This window comes from Prevotella sp. LMAG:51, from assembly GCF_008680225.1.
In the GTDB taxonomy this organism is placed as follows: domain Bacteria; phylum Bacteroidota; class Bacteroidia; order Bacteroidales; family Bacteroidaceae; genus Prevotella; species Prevotella pectinovora.
This window is the reverse complement of record NZ_NALQ01000010.1, coordinates 36,788-53,359: the sequence shown is the minus strand read 5'-3', so window position 1 is coordinate 53,359 and position 16,572 is coordinate 36,788. Positions and strand designations below refer to the sequence as shown.

11 protein-coding genes and 1 riboswitch are annotated in these 16,572 nt (G+C 45.5%); of the genes, 8 read left to right on the top strand and 3 right to left on the bottom strand.

Features of this window, described 5'->3' with window-relative positions:
* The 3 genes from CCC32_RS03810 to CCC32_RS03800 form a co-directional block, all read left to right on the top strand.
* Positions 1-1,359: DUF5123 domain-containing protein (locus CCC32_RS03810; protein WP_287072435.1), on the top strand; the 1,359-nt coding region annotated here is incomplete at its 5' end.
* A gap of 337 nt (positions 1,360-1,696) precedes the next feature.
* The gene (locus tag CCC32_RS03805; protein ID WP_287072433.1) at positions 1,697-2,755 is read left to right on the top strand and encodes a hypothetical protein; all 1,059 of its coding nucleotides are present in this window, start codon (positions 1,697-1,699) and stop codon (positions 2,753-2,755) included.
* 224 nt (positions 2,756-2,979) lie between these two features.
* The gene (locus CCC32_RS03800) at positions 2,980-4,779 is read left to right on the top strand and encodes a pectate lyase family protein (RefSeq protein WP_287072438.1); all 1,800 of its coding nucleotides are present in this window, start codon (positions 2,980-2,982) and stop codon (positions 4,777-4,779) included.
* Between the two features lie 132 nt (positions 4,780-4,911).
* Here the strand turns inward: CCC32_RS03800 and CCC32_RS03795 are convergent, their stop codons facing one another.
* Positions 4,912-5,838: a hydrogen peroxide-inducible genes activator gene (locus tag CCC32_RS03795; RefSeq protein WP_022316183.1), complete on the bottom strand. Its 927-nt coding sequence runs from the start codon at positions 5,836-5,838 to the stop codon at positions 4,912-4,914.
* A 1,035-nt stretch (positions 5,839-6,873) separates the two neighbouring features.
* Here CCC32_RS03795 and CCC32_RS03790 point away from each other — a divergent pair.
* Positions 6,874-6,999, top strand: coding sequence for a hypothetical protein (locus tag CCC32_RS03790; protein WP_262503124.1), 126 nt, complete (start codon positions 6,874-6,876; stop codon positions 6,997-6,999).
* A 29-nt stretch (positions 7,000-7,028) separates the two neighbouring features.
* The gene (gene rpe, locus CCC32_RS03785) at positions 7,029-7,679 is read left to right on the top strand and encodes a ribulose-phosphate 3-epimerase (RefSeq protein WP_022316185.1); all 651 of its coding nucleotides are present in this window, start codon (positions 7,029-7,031) and stop codon (positions 7,677-7,679) included.
* Between the two features lie 255 nt (positions 7,680-7,934).
* Here rpe and CCC32_RS03780 read toward each other — a convergent pair whose 3' ends face one another.
* Together CCC32_RS03780 and CCC32_RS03775 are read right to left on the bottom strand one after the other, a co-directional pair.
* Positions 7,935-8,534, bottom strand: coding sequence for an RNA polymerase sigma factor (locus CCC32_RS03780; protein WP_287072428.1), 600 nt, complete (start codon positions 8,532-8,534; stop codon positions 7,935-7,937).
* A gap of 203 nt (positions 8,535-8,737) precedes the next feature.
* Positions 8,738-8,947, top strand: a riboswitch (cobalamin riboswitch).
* A gap of 346 nt (positions 8,948-9,293) precedes the next feature.
* Positions 9,294-9,833, bottom strand: coding sequence for a DUF6359 domain-containing protein (locus CCC32_RS03775; protein ID WP_044066258.1), 540 nt, complete (start codon positions 9,831-9,833; stop codon positions 9,294-9,296).
* A 472-nt stretch (positions 9,834-10,305) separates the two neighbouring features.
* Here CCC32_RS03775 and CCC32_RS03770 point away from each other — a divergent pair, with 472 nt between their 5' ends.
* The 3 genes from CCC32_RS03770 to CCC32_RS03760 all read left to right on the top strand — a co-directional run bounded on the left by CCC32_RS03770 (position 10,306) and on the right by CCC32_RS03760 (position 16,517).
* Positions 10,306-12,918 carry a glycoside hydrolase family 88 protein gene (locus tag CCC32_RS03770; RefSeq protein WP_287072426.1) on the top strand — a complete coding sequence of 871 codons (2,613 nt, stop codon included), beginning with the start codon at positions 10,306-10,308 and terminating at the stop codon, positions 12,916-12,918.
* Between the two features lie 62 nt (positions 12,919-12,980).
* Positions 12,981-14,753 (top strand): pectate lyase, encoded by a 1,773-nt coding sequence (locus tag CCC32_RS03765; RefSeq protein ID WP_287072425.1) that lies wholly within the window; start codon positions 12,981-12,983, stop codon positions 14,751-14,753.
* A gap of 411 nt (positions 14,754-15,164) precedes the next feature.
* Positions 15,165-16,517, top strand: a complete 1,353-nt coding sequence (locus CCC32_RS03760; RefSeq protein ID WP_287072424.1) for a choice-of-anchor J domain-containing protein — start codon at positions 15,165-15,167, stop codon at positions 16,515-16,517.
* Positions 16,518-16,572 lie beyond the last annotated feature (55 nt).

Sequence of the window (16,572 nt, the reverse complement as noted above, 5' to 3'; positions counted from 1 at the left end):
TTCGGTGATAAGGAGGATGCGAGAATCACTACTTCTCCTTACACTATGACAGGACTTGAGGGTTCTACAAAGTATTACTTCCGTATCAAGAGCTGCGCTACAAACGGCAAGGGCTCTACATGGAAGTATCTTGATGATACAGAATCAAACTATAGCTTCACAACCAAGTCTGAGCAGATTATCCTCGATGTTGTGCCTGGTTCAAAGACCGTGAAGGTCAGCTTCAAGGCTGGCAAACAGATTACTGAAGCACAGATTGTAAAAGACGATGAGGTGCTCGTTTCACAGCCTGTTACTGCAGACGAGGTTGCTGCCGGTGAACTCACAATCAGTGGTCTCAATGCAAAGACTTCTTACACTGTGCAGCTGCTCAACGGCGAGAACGTTCGTGGTAAGATGAAGTTCACTACCACTGAACCTTTCCCTGACGGATACGAGGTTATCAACGTAGCTGCTGGCGATGACGTGAAAGACCTTCTTGCTAATGCCACTTCAGACAAGGTTGTTGTTGTATTCCCACAGGGAATGGAATATACCGCTCTGAATGAGGAGGCACAGACTTCTACAATCAAGGTTCCGGAGAATATCAAGTCTGTCTATTTCTGGGGAGCAGCCGGCGAGTCTAAGGCAACTGTCAAGTTCAAGGGCGTTTCCTTCGACTCATCAAGCATGGATGTTGTCCGTTTCTATAACCTCAATCTCCAGTATGGTGCCAACTCAGACGGTTACGTATTGAACCAGTCTGGTACTTTCACTCTCAACTCTCTCGAGATGGAGAAGTGTGACGTTAAGGATATCCGTGGTATCTTCCGTTTCCAGAGTATCGTGAATTCAACTGTCAATGCTATCAAGATAAATGACTGTGTATTGACAAACATTGGTACTTATGGTATCGTGAATACCAAGGACCAGAAATCATTGACTTTGGGAACAGTCAGCATTACCAACAGTACTCTCAACACAATCAACTCTGTGTTGACGAATACAAGCCAGGCTAACTTCTCTATCACTCTCGACCACTGCACAATCTGGAACTGTGTTCCTGCTACCAAGCCATACTTCGACTTGCAGAAGCAGACAGGAGTTACAGTAGCATGTACAAACTCTCTCATCGGAGCATACTACGACTTCAAGGATGCAGCGCAGACAGTGAAGGGTAGCAGTCTGAAGGATATCGATGCTACTGGCACTGTATATACAAGTGACTTCAACTGGAACTCTGGTTATGAGATCGGTTCTCAGATTTCTGAGACATCTGCCCAGCTCTGGGCTAATCTTGCCAAGACTGGTGCTGACTTTACAGTGCAGAACTCTTCTTACAAGAATCTCGGTGACCCACGTTGGATTCCGGCAGAGTAATGATATAGATTTTAATTTTAATAAATAATAAAAGATGGAAAGTTCAATGTGTAGCTTTCCATCTTTTATTTTGTATACGAGGTGACATGTCTCTTGCTCCTTACATTTGGCAAGTTTCCAACTATGTTTCCTGGCCTTGATTTTTCCCCCACAGCGTGGGGAACATCACCCCCTAATGTGGGGTTTCATTCCCCACGTTAGGGGGAGAATTCTATATGATAAAAAGTCGAATGACACTTTTCTGTTGGACGTCCCTAAAAAAAAGTAATGTAAGTGTCCGTAATTCACATAAAATGTGTAAGTTTGCAAATATAATAACCTGTAAACGCCATAGTATATGATATTACATGTAGCCAATCCGATTTACGACTCCGTGTTCAAATACATAATGTCTGACGAACGCATATCAAAGACCATCCTCTCTGCACTGCTGAAGAAAGAGGTGGTGAAGGTGGAGATGCGCCCGCACGAGTATGTGAACACCACACGAGACACGCTTTCAATGTTCCGCATTGACTTTGCAGCCACCGTGAGGGAGAAGGATGCTGAGGGCGAGGGATTCAAGGACCGCGTCATCCTTATAGAACTGCAGAAGACATGGCTCGACACGGAGACCCTGCGCTTCCGCCAGTATCTGGGTGCGCAGTACAGCAACAAGATAAACATCCGCAAAGACTCGCCGAAAGGCTTCGCATATCCAATGGTTGCCGTTTACCTTCTCGGACATCGAGTCGGCGACATTGAGGAGCCGGTGGTTTATGTCAACCACGACGTGTTCGACTACAACGGCGAGGTGGTAGAGGAGGGCAAGGAAGACCCGTTCGTTGAGAGTCTTACCCACAACAGCATAATTGTGCAGATACCGAGATTGAAAGGCCGTGTGAACAACCGCCTTGAGAAGGTGCTCAGCGTTTTCGACCAGTCGAGGAAAGATGCGGAAGACAAGCAGGTTCTCAATATTGACGAGAACAAATATGAGGATGATGCCGACATGATGTATATGCTCCATCGTCTTACAGCCGCTGCCGCCGACTCCGAGATGCGTCAGGACATGAACGTGGAGGATGAATATTACAAGGCGATAGAGGACCGTGACACGGCAATAATGAACCGTGACAAGGAACTGAAGCATAAGGATGAGCAGCTCCAGCAGAAGAGCGAGCAACTCCAGCAGAAGAGCGAGCAACTCCAGCAGAAGAGCGAGCAACTCCAGCAGAAGAGCGAGCAACTCCAGCAGAAGAGCGAGCAACTCCAGCAGAAGAGCGAGCAACTCCAGCAGAAGAGCGAGCAGCTTAAAAACATAGTAAAATCTCTCTATTCAAAAGGTATGAACATTCTGCAAATTGTAGAGATAACCGGAATTAACAAAGATGAGGTGGCAGCGATCTTGAATTAGAATGCTAAATCGTTTTAAACCGAGTATTAAGGAAAATGTGATTTTCTTAATGCTCGATTGTTATATCGCCGTTTTTTTATATCTTCGCTATTTGAAATATATTGAGATTCCTTTATTGTCGTGGTTTGAATGGCAAATTCGATTCTCGACGTTATGACTACTATACAAATCAAAATAAGATGAAATTAGACAGAAAATTATTGACTGGTGCTGCTGTTGTGTTGATGTCAGCATCTGTGATGTCGGCTTTTGCCGACAATCAACCCGCATTCCCTGGAGCCGAAGGGTTTGGTCGCTACACTACAGGCGGTAGAGGCGGAGCAGTGTATCATGTGACGAAATTAGATGATGACGGAACGGAAGGCACCTTCCGATGGGCTTGCAACAAGAGTGGAGTCAGAACCATCGTGTTTGATGTCAGCGGTACGATATTCCTGAAAAGTGCTCTGCAGTTGAAGAAAGGTAATGTCACAATTGCCGGACAGACAGCCCCCGGTGATGGCATTTGTATTGCTGATTACCCCTTCACGATAGATTCTGACAATGTTATTCTTCGCTTTTTGCGTTTCCGTTGTGGCAATCGTCATGTGGACAAGCACGAGGGCGACGGACTTGGAGCGATGGATCGTAAGAATATCATAGTGGACCATTGCTCTGTGAGCTGGAGTATCGATGAATGCCTGTCCGTCTATGGCAGTAAGAATCTCACCGTGCAATGGTGTATAGCCTCACAGAGTCTGAAGAACTCCGGACATTCCAAAGGTGCCCATGGCTATGGTGGCAACTGGGGTGGAAGCGGTGCATCGTATCATCATAACCTGCTTGCCGACCACGATTCTAGAACTCCACGACTTGGGCCGCGTCCCGGAACCCAGACTGACGAAAGGATGGATATGCGTAACAACGTGATATACAACTGGGGCGGCAACGGCTGCTATGGCGGTGAAGGAATGAACGTGAACATCGTGAACAACTATTATAAGCCAGGAGCTACAACGCGGAAAAGAAGCAAGACCATCCAGCGCCGCATCGCTTGTCCGGGTATACGCACTGTGGACTACTGTCTGGACAAGACACTCCTTGCAGCACGATTCCAGCAGACAACCGGTATAACCTGCAATAAAAACGACGTGAAAGGGTCGGCAGAAGATGGCAGAAATTATGTTACCATCAAGGGAACGAAGTACGAGATGGATATGAGCGGAAAACTTGCCACAATCACCGTGAATGGCACTCAGATTAATGTACCGTGGAATGATTGGGCAAAGATGCTACATGTGTGGGGAAAATTTTACGTGGAAGGCAATCATAATCCAGATTGGGATGTGGTGAATAAGGATAACTTCAAGTATGGCGTTTCCGACCAGATTGACAAGACCGGCAACGATGGCACTTATCCTGGTGATGAAGCAATACAGTTGAAGACACCGATGGTATTTGAGACCGTTACTACCCATACTGCGGCAGATGCCTTCAACCGTGTGCTCGACTATGCCGGTGCGTCATTGCGCCGCGATGCTCTTGACAAAGTCATCGTAAGCGATACCCGTAGCGGTTCTGATACCTATACAGGCAGCGGATGCACGTCAGGCATAATCAACAGTCAGGATGACACGAAGCCAGCCGACGCTTCTGCAGACTGGAGTCCTTGGCCAACACTTGCCACAGATACTTCTATCGACGTTACAGATACTGATGGCGACGGAATGCCGGATGGTTGGGAAGATGCCAATGGACTCGACAAGAATGATGCTGCAGACGGTAATACGCTCGCTGCCGATGGATATACCAATCTGGAGCATTATCTGAACAGTATCGTGGAGAGTATCATGACTAAAGAGAACGAGGGAGGTAGACTCCTCAGTGGCAGTATGACGTATGAAGATGCAGCAGGTATTGCCGATGTTACGCTGGATAACAACAATGTGGAAGATGGCAACATCTATAACCTTCAAGGTATGCGTGTAGAACACACTGTGGATGGTCGTATCTACATCAAAGACGGGAAGAAATTTGTTAAGTAGACGAATTTGCTTGACAATGAAATAAAAGGTTGAGTAGGGGAGTGTGCAATCCCTGCTCAACCTTTTGTTCTTTTATCGCTTATAGCAAGCGGTTATAAAATTCTTAATATAACGGCCAATGACTGATTTGGGCTAGATTCTCTGCTCTGTATTGTTGTAGGTCAGCATACTTTGCGGCACGTTGTCTTTCACGCTTTTGATTATCAGTTCAGCCATTGAGTGGCGCACGAAAGTCTTTGTGGTAAGCAATACCACGTCTCTCACCGGTATAGGCAGTGCGAAGGGGCGCACCAGTCGCATCTGTTTGTCGGAAAGTTGGCTAAGGGCGAGTTCCGGAATGAACGTCACGCCCTGTCCGTTTTCCACCATTCTCATGAAAGTCTCTATGCTGCCGAGAGAATATTTTGATTTGCTCTCTGTTGCCGATTTCAGATCGCAGAATTTCACAAGTTGGTCGCGGAAGCAATGGCCCTCGTCGAGAAGCCACAGAAACTCGTTGCCAAGGTCCGAAGTCTTTATGTTCTTGTTGTTGAACAGCGGGTCGGTTTCTGCCACATAGGCTATGAACTGCTCATAATATAGCGATGTCTGGTTGAAAGCCTCCAGCTCGTCGAGTCTCACGGCGATGGCAGCGTCCAGTTCGCCGCGGTTCAATGCCTTCTTGATGTCGGCAGTCTTCATCTCGATGATGTGGAAGTCGATGCCAGGATTCTCCTTCTCCAGTTTGGTGAAGAAGCGTGGCAGCAGATATGGCGCTATCGTGGGCAGTATGCCGATGCGGAACGAACCATTCAGCGAGTGTTGTTCTTCAGCTACGATGTCCTTTATCTTGTTTGCTCTCGAAAGCACCTTCCATGCCTGTTCCACCACAAGTTTGCCGATGGCAGTAGGAGTGACCTGTTGTGATGAACGTTCGAAGATTTTCACTCCGAGTTCCTTCTCCAGTTTCTGAATCATGGCGCTCAGTGTGGGTTGTGTCACGCCGCACTGTTCTGCGGCATTGGCGAAGTGTCTGTATCTGTATACAGCCACGATGTATTCCATTTGTTGTAGAGTCATGGGATGCTTTCCTCCTCTAATGATTAATTTGATTAGCGTTGCAAATATACTAAAAAAAAACGTTGGCGGAATATATTTAAAGCATATTAACCCAGATGGCAGCTTGGGACTTAAAGGGCACGGTGCTTACCCAACAAGGGCACGGTGCTTACCCCTGATGGGCAGAATTGCCGTCCTATGTCTGTCCGATACATTCATGCATACCATATTCATGTTTTCAGATTTCAGCCAACGCATTAAGAAATATGAATTCAGCTTCAGTAAATAGAAGCTTTCTATCTTTTGGCAGCCATTTCAGCCTATGCTTTTTTCAGAACACTTGCCTTTATAAACAGTAACAGAATTAGGTGATAATTCTGCTTGCAAAACGTTGTGGTTGTGACTGGATTACTTGTAAAAATCTTGAATAACTATTATTGTGGGTTTTTTTTGATAGTTGTGTGAAATTTGTATCTTTGCATACGGAAACACTATTTTTACCCGTTGGTGGAATTAATTTAGTGCACACTTATTACTAATGACCGATTTGGGTTGAAATTGGGCACGCTGCTTGCCCATCTGGGGCACGGTGCTTGCCCATCATGGGCAATGTGCTTGCCCCGGATGGGCAGAATTGCTGTCAGGCGTATGCCCAATAAATTAATGTTATAACACCCATATTCCAGTTTCCAGGATTCTGCCAACGCATGCAATTCATGTCGTCTGAATTCCTTACACCTGACAATTCCTTTCATCAGCAAACCATCCAGACAATTGGCTGACAGTTGATAGATGGTCAAGTGCCTGTCTGTCAGAATATTACGGCAAAAAACCAGATGGTCTGACAGTTTTTCGGAAATTCTTGTTTTTACTGAAAATCAGCGATATTGGCAACTTTTACTCATATCTATCAACATAACATAATTCCGCCAACGGGAAGTATTCCCATTGGGGTATGCAGGTCGTAATCAGAAAAAAATATATCATAATGTAATAAATCCCGAGGAGATGCGTTAATACAATAGAGGGATGAATTTATTTCAAAAAACAATGCCTATGGAACATTTTACTTCAGAAAATCCAATGCCGTCGAAGCGTACTATCGACATTATCAAGGCCATTGCCTACACCTATAGGGTGATGAACATCAATGGCAGTATGAAATCCTATTGTCTAAACTGATAAACTGAAAAACATATTTAAAAGAATTTATGGCAACAATTATTTCTCCATCCCTGCTGGCTGCTGATTTCACAGACTTGCGCCATGAGGTGGAAATGATTAACAAAAGTGATGCTGACTGGTTGCATCTTGATATTATGGACGGAACATTCGTTCCTAATATCTCATTCGGATTTCCCGTTATCGATGCGGTGGCAAAGATTTGCAAGAAGCCTCTCGATGTGCATTTCATGATTGAACACCCTGAGCGTTATGTGCAGCGCACGGCAAAGACTGGCGCCATGATGATGAACGTGCATTATGAGGCTTGCGTGCATCTGCATCGTACTGTGCAGGAGATTCACGATGCCGGCATGAAGGCTGGTGTGACTCTCAATCCTTCAACTCCAGTCTGTCTGCTTGAGGATATCCTGAATGATGTGGACATGGTGTTGCTGATGAGCGTCAACCCCGGATTCGGCGGACAGAAATTCATCGAGGGCACTATCGACAAGCTGAGAGCGCTGCGTGAGATGGTGGACAGGAAGAATTCTCGTGCTCTGATACAGATTGACGGTGGTGTGCAGGCTGAGACCGCTCCGCGTCTCGTTGAGGCAGGTGCGGATGTTCTTGTTAGCGGAAGCTATGTGTTCAAGGCTGCCGATCCTATCCAGACGATCCATGATTTGAGATCGCTCTGATATGGAAGTTTTCCTCAATATAACAATAATGTAGGTTGCATGGTGAAGACCATTGGGGAAGTATGTATGTGATATTGATTCAAGAATAAAATAATGCGGGTAAATCCATAGTCCTTTTGAGAAATATGGATTTACCCGTATGTTTTGTAGATGTTATATAGACCTTTTAAACCCAAGCGGCCTGATGACCGATTGAGGCTAAAATATAAGTTTCTGTAGTTGAAACGTCATGAGTGCTGCGTTTATGGCTTTGTGTCAATAAACGGTTTCAAGTGACAGCTTATTCTTTCTCGCCATTCTTCTCATGTTGAGTATGGCGTATCTCATTCGTCCCAGGGCAGTGTTGATGCTCACACCGGTAGTCTCGGCGATTTCCTTGAACGACATCTCCTGATAGAAGCGCATGAAGACAATTTCCCTCTGTGTCGGAGGCAGCAGGTTCATCATCTTCTTCACATCGCGCAGCACCTGCTCGTTGACATATCTGTCCTCGATGTTGAAGTCTGTTATGTCGTTTCCTGTGACATTCGAGAGGTCGTTGTCGTCAGAAGTTTCCACGATGTTTTTGGCGCGGTTGTCTCGATACCAGTCCATTATCACATTGTGGGCGATGCGCATTATCCACGCCGAAAACTTGCCGGAGTCAATATATCTGCCCTCCTGCAGTTTTGTTATCACCTTCACAAAGGTTTCCTGGAAGATATCATTAGCCAAGTCCTGCTCGTGCACTACGAACAGAATATATGAAAACAATTTGGATTGATTTCGAGATAATAACAAATCGAAGGCCTGATTGTTTCCTCTAACGTATGACAATGCCAACTCTTCATCGGTCATTTCATTTAGTCCTATCATTTTAATTCAATTTTTTAGTGAAGTAAATGATGTTTCAATAGGCTTTAGAATTTTATTTGTTATTATATAATAATGTTCTCTCTTTTGCGTTTATATCTTTTTCATAGATGTTCAACACACTTGCAAAAGTAAGTATAAATGTTTGTTTGAACAAATTTTTTTCTTTATAATGCCGTTTTTTTTTGAAGTTTCGAAAAATGTTTATAAATTTGCACCGTAAAGGTTCGCCTAATACGTGATTGAAAGGGAACGGAGTGAGAATCTCCGACTGTCCCGCAGCTGTAAGCTCCTTTATGCTCAGTGACGACAGGCCACTGCCCAGAAGAATGTTTCTTCGGTTTTTCTGTTTCGGGTGGGAAGGTGTCATGAGAGTGGAGCGAAGTCAGAATACCTGCCTTTATGTTAGTCTTTGCGGAATCTTCTCGATGTAAGGAGTGGAAGCGTAATTGTGTAAATATATGAAGCGGTTGATATGTAGTCGGCAGTATAATTTGCTTGGCGACATTCGCTTACGTCATAATTGTGCTTGACCATACTTTGATTTCGGCAGCTTTTGCGGGACGTTTGGTATGGCAATCATACGTGTATTATTATATAAGTTATTTTTTATGCTGAGAAAAGGCGTTGTCGTGAGGCAATGCCTTTTTGTCGGTATGCTCGGCATGAGCATTGTCTGACTGACGCGCAAGTCCCGAATAAGACTTGATTGCGGAAATTGAATAGCCGATGTAAGGGGCGTTCATCGAGGGGCGTTGCTTTTCATTTCAGTTCATAACTCAATATCTCTTTCATTCCTGTCATCTTCATGTATTTTGTCTGGTAGCCATATATGGCAACGAGCCGTTGTATGTTTCCAGGGTTGTCCACGAGGTTCAGGTCGCGGCGAATCTTCGAACCGTTCTTCAATTGTATGGCTATGACGTTGGATTTTGATTTCTCGTTCTTATCGTCGGCGATGAGGATGGATGTGCTTGATTCATAGGGACTGTCGAAGAAATACTTGTAGCCTCCCGTTGATGTAGCACATCCTACGATATAGCCTTTCACGCAGATGGGTCCTTCGAAGACGTGGTTCTTGAATGTGTATACGTCCACCGTGTCGGTGCTCACCCATTCAGTATCGTTCTTTCCGTCACCGTTTGCCCATCCGCCGTTGTCGCCATTGTTGCCGGTGGAGGTTGATCCGTTGACTTTATCGTTGTTTTCCTTCTTGTTTTCAGTGTCGTCGATTACAGGCTTTTCGCAGCATGTGAACGCCAAGATGAGAAAGAGAAGAAGTATACTGTAAATGTGTTTCATTGGAATGGTGTGTATAATTGCTTTTTGTTTATTTGACATGCAAATGTAAGCAATCAAATGCAGAACTCCAAAGATTTGCCGTCTTTTGTATTCAAGGGATAGCTTGGGCAAAAAAAAAGAGGTTGGCGCAGGATGCTACCAACCTCATGAGATTTCGTAAATGGCGAAATCATAAATAAGATGTGGCAAATGTAAGCCTTTATTATGAAACTTGCAAGAATTCCGACTATAAAATGTTGAATTTAACAAATTGTCCCGTTTTTTTATGTTATAAGGCAGCTTTTGTGTCATTGCTTTTAGTGTGCGTGTCATTCAATGTCGTGGTTCGCTATATGATAAATGCAAATAATCCTTATTTTTGTTGTTATATTTTTCTGATGTATTTTATTATGCGTATCTTTGCAGCATCAAAAAATAAAACTACTATTGTATTTCTAAAAAACTTAACTGAATACATTTCAAACAAGACAGTATGAAAAAGCTACAAGCATTTTTACTGCTTTGCTTGCTTTTCCCTATGAGCCTTTTGGCTTCGGTGTGGGATACAGACTACAAGCAAGTGGAGCAGAGCATCAGAGAACCGAAGTTCCCTAACCGCTCCTTCAGCATCACCAAGTATGGCGCTTCGCTGAAGAATACGGCAGCCAAGAACCAGAAAGCCATTAACAAGGCCATCGAGGCTTGTTCAAAGGCTGGCGGCGGCAAGGTGGTTGTTCCTGCCGGAACATGGAAGACAGGAGCCATCAGACTGCGTAGTCATGTAAACCTCGTGATAGAGAAGAACGCTACACTCTTCTTCGAGTTCGACCGCAGTCTCTATCCCCTTGTTGAAACACGTTGGGAAGGTCTCGACTGTATCAACTACTCACCTCTTATCTATGCTTTCAAGGAGACCGACATCGCCATTACCGGTGAGGGAGTTATTGATGGCAACGGATCTGACGAGACTTGGTGGCTCATGAGCGGCAAGACTCCGAAGAGCCGCAACATAGAGGTGAAGGAGAAACAGCAGAATCCTGGCGGCCGTGCCGATTTGCTGCAGATGGCAGAAGACGGTGTGCCTGTTGAAAAGCGCGTCTTTGGTCCGTGGAAAGGTCTTCGTCCTCAGACGGTGAACCTCAACCAATGTGACGGAATTCTCATTGAGGGCGTAAAGATGATACGATCACCATTCTGGGTTATGCATCCGCTGCTGAGCAAGAATATCACGGTGCGTGGCGTACATGTTGAGAATCACGGTCCTAACGGCGATGGCTGCGACCCTGAGTCTTGTGAGAACGTGCTTATTGAGAACTGTATCTTTGATACCGGCGACGACTGTATCGCAATCAAGAGCGGACGTAATGAAGACGGCCGTGAGGGCGGTAAAGGTAAATACGTGGGGCGTCCAAGCAAGAATATCATCATCCGCAACTGCAATATGAAAGACGGTCATGGTGGTGTGGTTCTTGGTTCAGAGATTTCAGGAGGATGCAGCAACGTGTTCGTTGAAAACTGTACGATGGACAGTCCGGACCTGGAGCGTGTGCTCCGCATCAAGACAAACTCATGCCGTGGCGGTGTGATTGAGAATGTATATTTCCGCAACGTGAAGGTTGGACAGTGCCGTGAGGCGGTGTTGAAGATAAACACAAACTATGAACCAAAGGAGAAGGGTCGTCGTGGCTTCTATCCAACCGTGCGCAACGTATACATGGAGAATGTGACCTGCCAGAAGAGCAAGTATGGCGTTATGATCGTTGGCTTCGACAACATCAACACTATCCACAACATCAATCTGAAAAACTGTAACTTCACAGGAGTATATGGCCAGCCTGTGTATATCACAGGCCAGACAGACAAACCAAACTATGAGAACCTCGTAATCAATGGTTCACAAGTGCTCTCGCAGCTACCTTACAAGACATACAGCCAGTGGATGGCACACTCAGAAATGCAGCGCAATCCGGATCCATGCTATCTCGATTTCGCAAAGACTCCAAAGTGGGGCTATGTGGTTGGTATAGAGCAGGAGGCACTCCTCGATGCCTATCTTTCAAGCAAAGATGAGAGCATCATCAATTATCTCAAGCAGTATCCAGCCAAGATGATAGACGAAAAGGGTAATATCACAGGTTATGAGTATTCAGCTTTCAACCTCGACAATACCCGTCCGGCGCGTTTCATCCTGCGTATGAATGAACTGTTCCCTGAGAAGAAGAATGAACTTGCCTTGAAGACCATCTTCAAGCAGCTTGAGAAACAGCCACGCACAAACGACGGCGTATGGTGGCACAAGGCTATTTATGCATATCAGGTGTGGCTCGACGGAGTATACATGGGTCATCCGTTCTATACAATGGCAGCCCCAAAGCTGAAAGGCGAGAAAAAGGCAGAGAAATATTACGATGACACTTTCACACAGATTACCAAGACATACAACAGAACCTTCGATGACAAGTCCGGTCTTTGGAAGCATGCTTGGGATGAGACAGGCGAGATGTTCTGGGCTGACAAGCAGACAGGACTCTCACAGCACACATGGGCTCGTGCACAGGGATGGTTCGCAATGGCAATCCTTGAAGTTCTCGATGCAATGCCGGCAGACTACAAGAACCGTCCGGCTCTCGTAGCGATGCTCAACGACGTGATGACAAAGACCGTGAAATATCAGGACAAGAAGACTGGCCTTTGGTATGACGTAATGGACGTGAAAGACAATCGTAACTATTTTGAGGCAACAGCATCTTCAATGTTCTCTTACGTACTGCTGAAGGGCTCACGCCTCGGTTATTTCGGTGACGAACTGAAGGAAGCCGGCATCAAGGCATATAAGGGAATCCTCAACAATTTCGTGAAAGTGAATTCCGACAAGACCCTTTCTCTCACACGTTGCTGCGAGGTGTCAGGACTCGGTCCGGGTCTCAGCGCTAAGGTGCTGAAGGCAGCTCCAAAGGTGAAGGAGAACAAGCGCCGCGATGGTTCTTTCGAGTATTATATCAGTGAGCCAATCCGTGACAACGACGGAAAGGGCGTTGGTCCGTTCATCTGGGCTTCATTGGAGATGGAACATCTTGGCTACGACGTGGAGTCGCTCAACAAGTAACGACTCCGTTGCTGCCTTATCCAAAAGGACGCATAAAATCAAACTAAAACAAATATCAAATTATGAAGAATTTATGTTTGCCATTGGTAGCTTTGGCACTTTCCGCTTCAGCATCAGCACAGACTGGGGCTCCTGCCTTTCCTGGTGCTGAGGGATTTGCCCGTTACGCAGCCACCGGAGGACGCGCTGCCGATGGTACGACAAAGGTTTATCATGTCACAAATCTCAACGACAGCGGCACTGGTTCACTCAGATGGGCTTTGTCGCAGTCTGGTCCTCGCACCATCGTGTTTGACGTGAGCGGTTACATCGACTTGAAGTCAAATCTCAAAATATCATCAAATACCACTATTGCAGGCCAAACTGCACCAGGCAACGGAATTACACTCCGTTATTACACCGTGGAGTTCACAAACTGTGATAATGTCATCGTCCGCTTCTTGCGCTTCCGCCGTTCACAGGTGAAGCATGTTGACGACGGTGCCGATGCAACATGGGGAAGATACCGTAAGAATATCCTCATCGACCACTGCTCTATGTCGTGGAGCATTGATGAGCTGGCGTCTTTCTATGACAACAGGGATTTCACCCTGCAGTGGTGTATGCTCGCCGAAGGCCTCAACGCAGGACATGCTAAAGGCGACCACAGCTATGGTGGTATTTGGGGTGGAAAACCGGCATCATTCCATCATAACTTCCTTGCCCACGTCCAGAACAGAGCACCTCGCTTCAATGGCGCCCGCTATAACTGGAACGGTTATGACAAAACCCAATATGCCAACTCCATACAGGCAGAGAGGGTAGACTTCCGCAACTGCGTGGTTTATAACTGGGGTAACGGAAACGGTTGTTATGGCGGTCCTGGTGGTGGCTATGTGAATATGGTGAACAACTATTTCAAGGCTGGTCCTGGCACGAAGAACAAGACTCGCGTTACGCAGATTTCATTCTCTGATGCATCAAACGGCGGCGACAATCCGTTCCCCAACTATTCCAGCCGTTATTTTATCAGCGGAAACTACGTGTCTGCAGCCGGTTCCAAGGCTGCCAACTATGATTGGAGCGGTGTGATTTACGACCAGAAAATCAAGATAGGCAATGATTATTATATGCAGGATGCCAAGCATTATTATGGTGAGGATCAAACCTATGTGAAGGATGCCAGCGGTGTAGACTGCATCAAGATAAAACTTGACAGTCAGTTTGACCCGGGCACCATCACTACCCAGACCGCTGAGACGGCATACGAGAAGGTACTCGCATACAGTGGAGCGAGTCTCTATAGAGATGCTTGTGATGTGCGCTATGTGGAAGAGGCAACAAATGGTACCGTTACCTACAACGCCTCTCATGCCAATGTTCCTGGTATTATCGATGTTATCAACGATCCGTCTTCAGACAGCCAGAATTCCGCTACGGCAAGTTTCCCCGAACTGCCATCAGAATCACGTGCTGCCAACTATGATACTGATGGCGACGGCATACCAGACGAATGGGAGATTGCCAACGGTCTTAATCCTGATGACCCAAGCGATGCACAGTTGAAGACTCTCGATACCGCGAAGGGTTGGTATTCAAATCTTGAAGTATATCTCAATTCTATCGTTGAGCATATCGTGAAATCACAGAATGCTGATGCCGTGTCGCCAGTGGATGAGTATTATCCAGCGTTTACATCAGGCATTTCTGCTTCGTCAACGAAGTCTGAGGTTAAGTCAATCGAGTATTATTCACTGAATGGCGTCAGACTCTCTGAGCCACAGCAGGGAATATCAATTCGCAAGATGGTCTTGACAGATGGCCAGACTGTAGTAGACAAAGTCTTGAAGAAATAATTTCAATTATCTTGAAACGGTCGTTGAGGTTCGAAAAATTATAATTCCGCAAAATGACCGTTTTCTTATTAGCGATAAAGAAGGGAAGTGCTGTTCGGTGCTTCCCTTTTTTAATGACTTTTGTTTCTTAACCTTATTTTAACACGCAAAGAGATACTTCATATCTATAAAAGTTCTATCTTTGCATAAAATAAGCTTCGGCTCGGGATAAGAAATGAATGTCTTCATTTCATTCTCCTCTCGCCTTGCATTATCTTTGCATAAGATAAGCTTCACCTCAGCATAACACTCAAGCAAGCTTGATGTTCTGCATTCGCCTTGCATTATCTTTGCATAAGATAAGCTTCGGATTATAAAATTGCTCAAGCAAATAAAATTGTGTAAATATATTGTTTAATTAATTATTACATTATGAAGAAAACTTTACTCTTATTCGTTTCATTGCTTATGACAATGGGAATGTTCGCACAGTCTAAGACCGCGACATTCGATTTCACAGGCGAGTCTGCTTATGGCATGACACTTTTGAGTGGCTCTACAAAAGAATACAACGCTGACCCTACGGTATGTACAGAGGGTGATGTCACTCTTACTCTCAATGGTCAGACCCGTTGGTGGAAAGCAACCAACGGCAACGAGTTGCGTTTCTATAAAGGCGCAGATATGACTTTCAAAGTGCCAGAGGGTAATGTCATCACAAAGGTTGAGCTTACAGCCAAAGTTCCTGCAAAATTCGAGTCTGCTGTAGGTACATACGCCAATGGCACATGGACTGGTTCAGCCAATAGTGTGGTTATCTCAACCAACATTACAGAGAAGAACACTCCGATCAGCTCTGCTGTAGTGACATACCAGTCATCTTCCGCTCCAATGAAGAAAGACCCGGCACTGTCGTTCAGTGAGACTACAGCAAGTGGTGTTGTAGGCGAGGCTTTCGTTGCTCCTACTCTCACAAAGGCTACCACTGCTGCCGTGGTTTATACTTCGTCAGACGAGGCTGTGGCTACCGTTAATGCTGAGACAGGCGAAGTGACACTTCTCGCTGCCGGTGAGACAAAAATCACTGCTAATGCTGCAGAAAACGATGAATATAATGGTGGTTCTGCATCATATACACTCACTGTCACAACTCCAGCTCTCGATGTAGTTAAAGAGCCTTACTCAGAGTCGTTTGAGACAGAGTTCGGTTCCTTCGTTCTCGACAACGTGAACCTTTCTGAGGGTCTCTCATACGTTTGGTCTATCGACAAAAAATATAAGTGTGCCAAGGCTTCTGCTTTTGTCAACAAGAAGAACCTTCCTTCTGAAAGCTGGCTCGTTTCTCCTTGGATTGAACTTTCTGCAGCAGAAGTAATACGTAGCCTGTATTTCGACCATGCCGTGTCTAAGTATTTTGGCAATGTTTCAGAGGAGGCTACATTGTGGATCAAGGTCGAGGGCGGCGACTGGACTCAGATTACTTCTATCGCATATCCAGAAGTGCCACAGGACAAGAGCTTCTCTCCTTTTGAGACTCAGGCAGTAAGCCTTGCCGGTTATGAGGGCAAGAAGATAAAGGTCGGCTTCAAGTATGTAAGCACCGACGAAGCTGCCGGTACATGGGAAATCAGAAACTTCAAGGTTTCCACTGATGTTTCTGGCATCAACGAGATCAAGGCTGACAAGCTCGACGTCAATGCTCCTGTATACAACCTCGCAGGTCAGCGCGTAAATGCCAATGCCAAGGGAATTCTCATTCAGAATGGCAAGAAGTTCATCAAGTAATGTTCTGAAGGTATTTCCAGGGTAAACAATATCCCTAATCATATTAAAGTGTGTC

Coding starts and splice junctions, on each gene's coding strand:
- CCC32_RS03805 (WP_287072433.1), top strand. CDS start 1,697: ATGATATTACATGTAGCCAATCCGATTTACGACTCCGTGTTCAAATAC.
- CCC32_RS03800 (WP_287072438.1), top strand. CDS start 2,980: ATGTCAGCATCTGTGATGTCGGCTTTTGCCGACAATCAACCCGCATTC.
- CCC32_RS03795 (WP_022316183.1), bottom strand. CDS start 5,838: ATGACTCTACAACAAATGGAATACATCGTGGCTGTATACAGATACAGA.
- CCC32_RS03790 (WP_262503124.1), top strand. CDS start 6,874: ATGGAACATTTTACTTCAGAAAATCCAATGCCGTCGAAGCGTACTATC.
- rpe (WP_022316185.1), top strand. CDS start 7,029: ATGGCAACAATTATTTCTCCATCCCTGCTGGCTGCTGATTTCACAGAC.
- CCC32_RS03780 (WP_287072428.1), bottom strand. CDS start 8,534: ATGATAGGACTAAATGAAATGACCGATGAAGAGTTGGCATTGTCATAC.
- CCC32_RS03775 (WP_044066258.1), bottom strand. CDS start 9,833: ATGAAACACATTTACAGTATACTTCTTCTCTTTCTCATCTTGGCGTTC.
- CCC32_RS03770 (WP_287072426.1), top strand. CDS start 10,306: ATGAAAAAGCTACAAGCATTTTTACTGCTTTGCTTGCTTTTCCCTATG.
- CCC32_RS03765 (WP_287072425.1), top strand. CDS start 12,981: ATGAAGAATTTATGTTTGCCATTGGTAGCTTTGGCACTTTCCGCTTCA.
- CCC32_RS03760 (WP_287072424.1), top strand. CDS start 15,165: ATGAAGAAAACTTTACTCTTATTCGTTTCATTGCTTATGACAATGGGA.